This is a genomic window from Longirhabdus pacifica, from assembly GCF_004115085.1.
Lineage (GTDB): Bacteria > Bacillota > Bacilli > Paenibacillales > DSM-105158 > Longirhabdus > Longirhabdus pacifica.
This window is the reverse complement of record NZ_QXJP01000050.1, coordinates 1-2,195: the sequence shown is the minus strand read 5'-3', so window position 1 is coordinate 2,195 and position 2,195 is coordinate 1. Positions and strand designations below refer to the sequence as shown.

At 34.2% G+C, this 2,195-nt stretch carries 1 protein-coding gene and 2 pseudogenes; 1 reads left to right on the top strand and 2 read right to left on the bottom strand.

Features of this window, described 5'->3' with window-relative positions; all coding sequences use genetic code 11:
* Both D1Z92_RS18000 and D1Z92_RS16990 read right to left on the bottom strand, forming a co-directional pair.
* Positions 1 to 76 (bottom strand): annotated as a pseudogene (locus tag D1Z92_RS18000) (IS200/IS605 family transposase); the annotation flags it as partial.
* Between the two features lie 170 nt (positions 77 to 246).
* A pseudogene (locus tag D1Z92_RS16990) lies at positions 247 to 477 on the bottom strand (LacI family DNA-binding transcriptional regulator); the annotation flags it as partial.
* Positions 478 to 1,215: 738 nt separating this feature from the next.
* Between D1Z92_RS16990 and D1Z92_RS16985 the strand changes: the two are divergent.
* Positions 1,216 to 2,195: Kelch repeat-containing protein (locus tag D1Z92_RS16985; RefSeq protein ID WP_206099778.1), on the top strand; the 980-nt coding region annotated here is incomplete at its 3' end.

The following is a 2,195-nucleotide window of genomic DNA, read 5'->3' as shown; positions in this document are numbered from 1 at the left end:
CGATACGATATTTCACTACCAAAACAAGGTGATAATGCAGTGAGAAAACTGAGTGATTATTGTTATCTAACGTCATTGATATAACAACCTTTCTATTAACTAATACTGATTAACTAATATTGATTATATCAATGTTGAAAATAACATACAATATTTTTGGCTAACGCCAACCGAAATTCATCTCCACCTTATCGTTGGGATTCGTCCTTCACACGCTTGAAGATGGAGACTTCTTTCAGAAAACGTTAAATTACTGAAAAATGGATGTCCGACTTTAGGCACAACAACGCCAAAAACATTCGTTTTTCCTTTAGATAAATGAACAGCATTTAAATTAGGCATATAATTTAGCTCTTCTATCGCCTTTAACACCGCATCACGTTTCTCTTCTTTCACATAAGGATGGTTGTTCATCACGCGAGATACGGTGGTACGAGAAACGTTCGCTCTTTTAGCTATATCAGTAATATTACTCATGTCAACCATGCTCCTTTTAGTAAAATATGGAATATCATTATAATTTTTTCACATAGTACCTTCATTATTTCGTTTTTACTTCAAACATGTTGTTTGAAAAAACCATTTGACATGAAATGGGTTTCATATCTTACTATGATATAGTGCTAGTTGGCGTAACATTGGTTTATACTACCTTTGGCGTTACAGCTAGCACTACTCCACTTTATCATATTAAATCATCAATAGTGTACACATTTAATATCATCACTTCACTGAACTTCAAAGTTCCTCTCTATTTATTTGTTTTCAATTTTTCTCTCGTTGTGTTAGAACAATTTAGTTGTATTTGAAATGCTGTATCATTTTGTATACAATGAACTCTTTTGTGCTAGAATTACAACCTTAGTATTATACATAGTTAGGTTTAATGTTATTTAATGTAAATAATATAATTTGTCAAAATTATATTATTTTTGTTTCCATATATGTATTGAAAAATAAAAATAGGTAATTTATTGTTACTAATGAACTACATAGAAATAGTTCTTTATATGTAATTTTTCTTGTCAAATGCAAATAACACATTCTAATAACCTATATATCCTTTCATTCTCACTACTTTCAATGAATATTATAGTTGCAATTTATGTCGATAATTAGTGCTACAGTCTGATACAACACAAGGACTGTAGATCCGATATATAATGGGTGCGCTTCCAAAGCAAACAAACTACACACAAGAAGGTGGGATTTTTAATGACAAAAGGGAAGATAGCTAAATTAGCGTTAGTTACAACATTAGTTATGAGTCCTGTGATGACGGTAAGTGCGGAGCAATTGCAAACGGACTTACTACCTATTGAACAAGAAATAATGAATCAAATGGAAGTAAGTGAATTAAATCTAGTAAGTGAAGTAACAGATGAAATAGGTTTATATGACGAAGAAGCAGTGGAATCACAGTCAACTGCATGGCAGTCTGGAACGCCCATGCCTACACCACGTTATGGCTTTGGTACAATTGTTGTAGATGAAAAAATTTACACGATGGGTGGAGCAACGTATAAATTAGGTCCTGCTACAGGGGTTGTTGAGGTGTATGATCCAAAAACAGACACGTGGACAACAGCTGCTCCTATGTTTGCACCTAAAAAGTGTTTTGGGATAGTGGAAATCAATGGAGAAATCTATGTATTCGGTGGAGGGGGAAATTTACCTACCGATACAGTTCAAATTTATAATGTAGAAGAAGATGTTTGGAGATTGGCAGGGCCTATGCCAGAGGTAAGTTATGATGGTAGAGCTGTCGTATTAGATGATAAAGTCTATATAATGGATACGGTTAGAAGACTATTCTATGAGTATGATCCTGCTGAGGATACGTGGACGAAAAAAAGCTTTTTAAGCTTCCAGTTACATCGTCACGGACTTATAGTATACAACAATGATATATATTCTATTGGAGGGCTAAATACAGCAATAAGAGATCCAGATACGGGTGGACATACACAACCATTTTACTATGATGATGTAACAAAGTATAACGTAGCGGAAGATAAATGGGAAGCTGTGCCTGAGATGGATATGATATTTGAAAGATTAGAAGTAGACGCAGTAGAAAAAGACGGGAAGCTTTACGTATTAGATGCTAGTTCTCCCGACTATTCAGCGGAAGTATATGATCCTGAGACACAGCAATGGTATAATTTAAAATCTATGCCAGGGACAGTAAAACG